7 protein-coding genes and 1 riboswitch are annotated in these 6,000 nt (G+C 63.9%); of the genes, 3 read left to right on the top strand and 4 right to left on the bottom strand.

Going from position 1 to position 6,000, the window contains the following annotated elements; genetic code table 11:
- Nucleotides 1-47: 47 nt before the first annotated feature.
- Together LB554_RS06635 and LB554_RS06630 are read right to left on the bottom strand one after the other, a co-directional pair.
- Nucleotides 48-848 (bottom strand): CbtA family protein, encoded by an 801-nt coding sequence (locus LB554_RS06635; protein ID WP_224523199.1) that lies wholly within the window; start codon nucleotides 846-848, stop codon nucleotides 48-50.
- Between the two features lie 15 nt (nucleotides 849-863).
- A complete protein-coding gene (locus LB554_RS06630; protein WP_015317373.1) occupies nucleotides 864-1,043 on the bottom strand; it encodes a CbtB domain-containing protein in 180 nt (59 codons plus the stop codon).
- Between the two features lie 35 nt (nucleotides 1,044-1,078).
- Nucleotides 1,079-1,278: riboswitch (cobalamin riboswitch) on the bottom strand.
- A gap of 143 nt (nucleotides 1,279-1,421) precedes the next feature.
- Between LB554_RS06630 and LB554_RS06625 the strand changes: the two genes are divergently transcribed.
- Nucleotides 1,422-2,597, top strand: coding sequence for an aromatic ring-hydroxylating oxygenase subunit alpha (locus LB554_RS06625; RefSeq protein ID WP_224583673.1), 1,176 nt, complete (start codon nucleotides 1,422-1,424; stop codon nucleotides 2,595-2,597).
- Nucleotides 2,598-2,600: 3 nt separating this feature from the next.
- On the opposite strand, the gene LB554_RS06620 is transcribed toward LB554_RS06625, so the two are convergent.
- On the bottom strand, nucleotides 2,601-3,800 hold the full coding sequence (locus LB554_RS06620) for an MFS transporter (RefSeq protein ID WP_224583671.1): 1,200 nt from the start codon (nucleotides 3,798-3,800) through the stop codon (nucleotides 2,601-2,603).
- A 235-nt stretch (nucleotides 3,801-4,035) separates the two neighbouring features.
- Here LB554_RS06620 and LB554_RS06615 point away from each other — a divergent pair, with 235 nt between their 5' ends.
- Both LB554_RS06615 and LB554_RS06610 read left to right on the top strand, forming a co-directional pair.
- Nucleotides 4,036-5,034, top strand: coding sequence for a heparan-alpha-glucosaminide N-acetyltransferase (locus LB554_RS06615; RefSeq protein WP_224583669.1), 999 nt, complete (start codon nucleotides 4,036-4,038; stop codon nucleotides 5,032-5,034).
- Complete coding sequence (locus LB554_RS06610; RefSeq protein WP_224583667.1) at nucleotides 5,031-5,537, top strand: methyltransferase family protein; 507 nt, start codon at nucleotides 5,031-5,033, stop codon at nucleotides 5,535-5,537. Before LB554_RS06615 ends, LB554_RS06610 begins: the two co-directional genes overlap by 4 nt.
- A gap of 6 nt (nucleotides 5,538-5,543) precedes the next feature.
- Here the strand turns inward: LB554_RS06610 and LB554_RS06605 are convergent, their stop codons facing one another.
- Nucleotides 5,544-5,930, bottom strand: a complete 387-nt coding sequence (locus tag LB554_RS06605) for a MerR family transcriptional regulator (RefSeq protein WP_006203215.1) — start codon at nucleotides 5,928-5,930, stop codon at nucleotides 5,544-5,546.
- Between the last annotated feature and the right edge of the window lie 70 nt (nucleotides 5,931-6,000).

Below are 6,000 nucleotides of genomic sequence, written 5' to 3'. Positions count from 1 at the left end.
CCCCCCCCCCCCCCCCACCGCCGGTGATGAAGGTCAGCCTGCCGCGATCAGGCAAAGCTGTCGCGCAGGCTGGTCGCCATGCCGGTGAAGCGCCTGCGCACCACGCCCACGATCGCGCCGAGCACCAGCCAGAACACCAGATTGGTCACCGTCACCGCCACCACGAACTGATGGTGCAGGCCTTCCGGGATCGGTGTTTCGAAACTGTCGGGCTGCGGCGCGCCGACGACATGCGGCGCGACGATCAGCAAGACGGCGAGGATGGTCAATGGCAGCGATCTGCGAAAGACGATCAGGCCTAGGCCGATCGCGGTCGCGGCCGCCGTCGCCGTCCACCAGATCTGGCGCGGCAGAAGATCGGCCGCCGGCATTGCCGGCAGTTCCGGCTGCAGTCCGAGACCCGGTGCCAGTGTGAACACGGCAAAGCCGGCCAGGCCCCAGAACACACCCTGGCGCCAGTTGCCGACGCCGCCGAAGAACTCGGAAACCGCGACCAGGACCAGTGCGAAGCCGATGCCGGTGACGATATTGGCAACCACGCTAAAGGCGAAACGCTCGAAACCGTCGGCCGGCGCCCAGCCTTCGTCTTCCTCCGCCGGTGCCATGGCATCGGTGCCCGCGGGCGCGGCAGAGCTCATGGCATTGCCAGCGGGCGCCGTGCTCATGGCATCATTGGTCGCCGCTGGTGCGATCGCGTGATCATGGTGGTGGCCGCCGCCGGCCTTTTCGTAGACTTCCGCCTTGAGGATCAGCGGCACGGTGGCATAGGCCTGCATGCAGGCGAGAACGACACCGGCCACGAGCCCCGCGATCGCCGCGACGAACACGACGTTGCGAAACAGATTCATGATGTCGGATCCTCGTTAGTGGCAGGGAAACGCCATCGAGTGGCGATAGTCGTGGGCAGCATTGTGGACCGCATCGATATGCGAGAAGCCGACAAAGCCGACGACGAAGATGCCGAGCAGCGCCGCGAGCGCGAGCTGCATGAAGCGCGACTGCGAGGAGACGGAGGCGCCGAGGGAGACGGAAGCGGTAGTCATGTCTTGTCCTTTCGCCCTCCACCCGAGGGCATCGAAGTCAGTTTCCTGTCGCCGGCAGGTCTCCTGGCTCGCGGATAAGCGCCCTTCCCCACCTTCCCGAAGAAAAATCTTCAGTGGCATATGGAGAGGACTACCGCACACAGTTGCGGGGGCAGCCACGGCATTGGGCAGGAATTCCTGCCCGCACCGCATTCCCTCTTGGCTCCAAAAAGGAACCGACGACATCGGGGACTATAGGGAAATTCGCCGCGCCCGGCAAACCAAATTCCGACAGCCGCCAGCGCAGGAGCGCCGTATCGGCGAAGCTGCCCTCATCCCGTCCCGATTGACAAACTTCATGGCCGGGTGTCGGCTGGCACCCCTCACGGGAAGCCAGCCATGCAGCCCAATGCCAGCGAGCGCGAGCCCTACAACGGCCTGACTCGAACGGAGCCGACGCTGCCCTCGTCGGCCTATTGGGACCAGGACAACTATCAGCGCGATCTCGACGGCATCTGGTACAGGAACTGGCTGCTCGTCTGCCGCGAGGCCGACCTTGCCCAGCCTTTGGCGTTCCGCACCTTCCGCGTCGGTACGCAGGAAATCCTCCTGCTGCGCGACGACACCGGCGAGTTGCATGCCTTCCACAACACCTGCCGGCATCGCGGCTCGCAGCTTTGCCAGGAAAGCGAGGGCCGGCTGAAGGCGCGGCTGATCACCTGCCCGTATCATGCCTGGTCCTATTCGCTGCGTGGCGATCTGGTGCGCGTGCCGTCGAAATCGCTGCCTGACGGCTTCGACAAGGCCGATCACCCGCTTTATCGCGTCGCGCTCTCGGTGTGGCGGGGCTTCGTCTTCGTCAATCTTGCGGAAGATGCCGCCAGCTCGGCGCAATCCTCCTTCGACCCGGCCTCCGGCGACTTCGGCAACTGGCCGCTGGAAACGCTGGTATCAGGGCACGTGCTGCGCAAGGTGATGAACTGCAACTGGAAGATTTTTTGGGAAAACTTCAACGAGTGCCTGCACTGCCCGGGCGTCCACAAGGACCTGTCGCGGCTGGTGCCGATCTATGGCCGCGGCCTGATGAGCCGGCATGACGATCCCGAATGGCTCCGCCACGCCGACAATGACGCGCCGGAATTTTTCGGCGGCCTGCGCGCCGGGGCTGAGACATGGTCGCGTGATGGGCAGGCGCACGGGCCGATCTTCCCGGGCTTGACGCCGGCGGAACGCAGCGCCGGTCAGACCTATGCCACCAGCCTGCCGTCGATGTTCATCGTCGGCCATGTCGACTATGTCAGGACCGTGCGGCTTACGCCGCTCGGTCCCGAACAGACCGAATTGACCGCGGAATGGCTGTTCGCGCCCGAGGCGCTCGCCGAGACCGACATCGACAACATCGTTGCCTTCGGCACACAGGTGCTGGAGGAGGACGCGGCAATCTGCGAGGTCAACCAGAAGGGCCTGCGCTCGATGCGTCATACAGCTGGCGTGCTGATGCCCGAGGAGTACGACCTGCACCGTTTCCACAACTGGGTGCGCGAACGGCACGCTGCGCGCTCACCCGAGGCCTGAAGATCACAGCGACTTCGGCAGATATCGCCAGGTCATGAAGCCGCAAAAGGCTGCCAGTAGCCCAAGCGTGACGAACACCGAGCCCAGGCCGAAGAAGGCCAGCACCACCGAATAGACCAGCGGCGGCGTCAGTTCGGAAAAATCGAGATAGGTGCGGTAGACCGCCGCCATCTGCGCGCGCTCATAAGAGCGCACCGAGCGCATGAAGGCGGTCGAACCCAGCGCGTCGAGCGCGATGGTGAAGAAGGCGCCGCACAGCAGGAAGGCACCGGTGAGCAACGGCACGGTTTCGCCCACGGCACCGGCCGCCAGCAGCGTCGCCGACATGGCGAAATAGGCAAATGTCATGGTCCTGCGGCCGCCGAAGCGTTTCCCCGCCTTGCCCCAGAAGATCGCCATGAACAGCAGCGCGTTGCCGGCCGAGACCAGCAGGCCGCCGGCCAATTCGCCCTCGCCGGTGATGACCATGAACAGCGGTCCATAGACGAAGAAGGTCGTCCAGAAGCAGGAACGGCCGAAGGCTATCAGCCAGGCCAATATCAGCCTCGGCTGGGCGACGAAGCGGCCGATGTTGGCGAGCGGATTGGCCGGTCGTGTCTTGCCCGGGCGGATCGACTGGTTGTCGCTCAGCCGATAGGTCCAGAACAGCGCCAGCAAAGCCATGGCGAACACCGCCACCGCGCCATGCGCGGCATAAATGCCGAAGCGCGTATAGAGAAAAATGCCGAGCGTCGGCCCGCAGGTCCAGGCAACCATCGACCACGCCATCCGCAGCGATTCGGCCTGCATGAAATCGGTCTTGCGGATGTGATCCATGATGTAGAGGTTGAGCGTGATCGACAGCGCGCTGGCGCCCATTACCCGGCACAGCATCCCGGCCAGTTGCCCGGCGAGCGTATGGGTGACGAAGAACAGCGAGCCGATAGCGAGCAGGCAGGCGCCCGCCGTGTAGACCCAGCGCCGCGCGAAGCGGCGGATCAGCATCGGCATGAATAAGGTCACCGACAGGCCGAGCAGGGACACGGCGGTGTAAAGTATGGAGACGATCTGCTCGTTGTGGAGAATCTCGTAGGCCTGGATCGGTATGACGCTCGACACCATGGCGCGGGCGAAGGATTCGACCGCGTAAAGCGAGGCGAAGGTGCGCGCATCCGCGGCCTTGAGGGCCGGAAGCCAGATCGGATGGCGAACATGGGTGGACATTGCTTCCCCAAAGCAGAATCGCGGCGTCGAATCTGCCGTGGACATTTCAGGCCCATTAAGAGGAAACCGACGCACATCCGGCAAAAGCGAAGCCGGTCAAAGGCTTTTCCGCGCTGGCCCAACCCGGCGGCTGGCGCGGACCCCGCCGCGTGGTCCAGGCCAAGGCGCCCGGTCTTCTTCTATCCGGTGCAACCGTGATAGTCGTCGTGGAGGGGCTGAATCAGATCGCGAGACCATGAGCATCCACACGCCGACCGTACCCGTCCCGCAGCCATCGAAGCGCATCGTCGCCATCGATATCTTGCGTGGCATCGCGCTGATCGCGATGGCGAGCTACCACTTCACCTGGGACCTGGAATTCTTCGGTTACACCGATCCCGGCCTCACCGCCTTCGGCTGGTGGAAGTTCTACGCCCGCTGCATTGCATCGACCTTCCTGTTCCTGGTTGGCGTCAGCCTCTATCTCGCCCATGGCCGACAGATCCGCTGGAACGGCTTCTGGAGACGGTTCGCCATGATCGCCGGCGCGGCGGTCGCCATTTCGGTCGTCACCCGCATCGCCACGCCCGACGGATTCATCTTTTTCGGCATCCTGCACGAGATCGCGCTCGCCAGCCTGCTCGGCCTCGCGTTCCTGCGCCTGCCGGCGCTGCTGACGCTTGCCGTCGCCGCGCTCGTCATCGCGGCACCAGTCTACCTGCGCTTCGAGGCCCTCGATCATCCCTGGCTCTGGTGGATCGGCCTGTCGGCGATCAACCCGCGCTCCAACGACTACGTTCCGCTGTTCCCCTGGTTCGGCGCCGTGCTTACGGGCATTGCGGTGGCCAAATTCGCCTCCACCTCCGGCATAAGGGCACGCCTGGCGAACCTGGCGCCCGGACGCTGGTCCAACCCGCTGGTCTTCATCGGCCGCCACAGCCTGGCTTTCTACCTGATCCACCAGCCGCTGCTGATCGGCTGCGTCTGGCTGTTCTCGCAAGTGATGCCGGCGCAAGTCGAAACCCCGCAGGTCAATTTCCTGAAAACCTGCCAGCGATCGTGCGAGCAGATGCGCAACGCAACCTTCTGTTCGAGCTATTGCGGCTGCATGCTCGAAACGCTCGAAGGCGAAGCCTCTCTTGATCGGCTCTTCAACAACGACCAGACTGCGGACTTCAGGGCGCATCTGTCCGATCTTGCCGCAACGTGCACCGCCAAGACCGAGGACAAGATGACGGAGGGAGGGACACAATGATCGGGCCAAAACCTGGGATCGAACCGAAGCCTGGGACCGGGCCGAAGCCTGGGCTGGTACCGTGGCCGCCGGTGATCTACGCCGCCGCCATCCTCGTCAGTGTCGTGCTCGGCCTCTACATCCCGCTGCCCTGGATCGGCGATCTCCTTGGCGACATCCTGTTCGCCGCCGGCTGGGTGGCATTGTTCGCCGTGGCCGTACTCTGGTTCACAGCGATCCGCACCATGATACGGGCCAGGACCACGCTCAATCCCAACGCCGTGCCCGATCATCTCGTCACGACCGGCCCCTTCGGCGTCAGCCGCAATCCGATGTACCTGGCCAACACGCTGCTGTTGATCGGCGTCGCCTTCGTCTCGGGCATCGCCTGGTTCTTCCTGCTTGCCTTCGTCGCCGCCTTCGTCACCCAGAAGGTCGCGATCGAGGGCGAGGAAAAGATATTGGCGGCGAAATTCGGCAAGAAATACCGCGACTATGCAAAAAGAGTCCGGCGCTGGATTTGAGCAGGGCTACGTGTTGACGCCGAGCTCGACCAGCCGCTCGACGCAAGACTCCTCGGCCTGGTCGAGTTCGGCCAGTGTCTCCTCGAGGTCGCGACGTTTCTGCCTGAGGTCTTCGCGCTTTTCCTCGATGCGCTTGATCATCAGCTTGAGCTGCCCGACCTCGCCCGGCGGCTCCTTGTACATCTGGATGATCTCGCGGATCTCGTTGATCGAGAAGCCGAGGCGTTTTCCGCGCATGATCTGCCGGATGAGGTGGCGGTCGGAAGGGCGAAACAGGCGTGTGCGGCCGCGCCGCACCGGCTGCACCAATCCCTCGTCTTCATAGAAACGCAGCGTCCGCGTCGACACGTCGAATTCGCGGGTCAGCTCGGTGATCGAATAATATTCCCGCATTGTCACTCCCTGCCGGAATTCCAGGCGATCGCCATGCGGCGTCTCCCTTCTGTCCCGAACCAAACCCTTG

The sequence above is a fragment of the Mesorhizobium sp. CO1-1-11 genome (genome assembly GCF_020164995.1).
Lineage (GTDB): Bacteria > Pseudomonadota > Alphaproteobacteria > Rhizobiales > Rhizobiaceae > Mesorhizobium > Mesorhizobium australicum.
Note: the sequence above shows the minus strand (reverse complement) of the source record. Positions and strands in the feature narration are given on the sequence as shown.

Bases quoted from the DNA above. Each gene is read 5' to 3' on its own strand.
- LB554_RS06615 (WP_224583669.1), top strand. From the start codon at position 4,036: ATGAGCATCCACACGCCGACCGTACCCGTCCCGCAGCCATCGAAGCGC.
- LB554_RS06635 (WP_224523199.1), bottom strand. From the start codon at position 848: ATGAATCTGTTTCGCAACGTCGTGTTCGTCGCGGCGATCGCGGGGCTC.
- LB554_RS06605 (WP_006203215.1), bottom strand. From the start codon at position 5,930: ATGCGGGAATATTATTCGATCACCGAGCTGACCCGCGAATTCGACGTG.
- LB554_RS06625 (WP_224583673.1), top strand. From the start codon at position 1,422: ATGCAGCCCAATGCCAGCGAGCGCGAGCCCTACAACGGCCTGACTCGA.
- LB554_RS06630 (WP_015317373.1), bottom strand. From the start codon at position 1,043: ATGACTACCGCTTCCGTCTCCCTCGGCGCCTCCGTCTCCTCGCAGTCG.
- LB554_RS06620 (WP_224583671.1), bottom strand. From the start codon at position 3,800: ATGTCCACCCATGTTCGCCATCCGATCTGGCTTCCGGCCCTCAAGGCC.
- LB554_RS06610 (WP_224583667.1), top strand. From the start codon at position 5,031: ATGATCGGGCCAAAACCTGGGATCGAACCGAAGCCTGGGACCGGGCCG.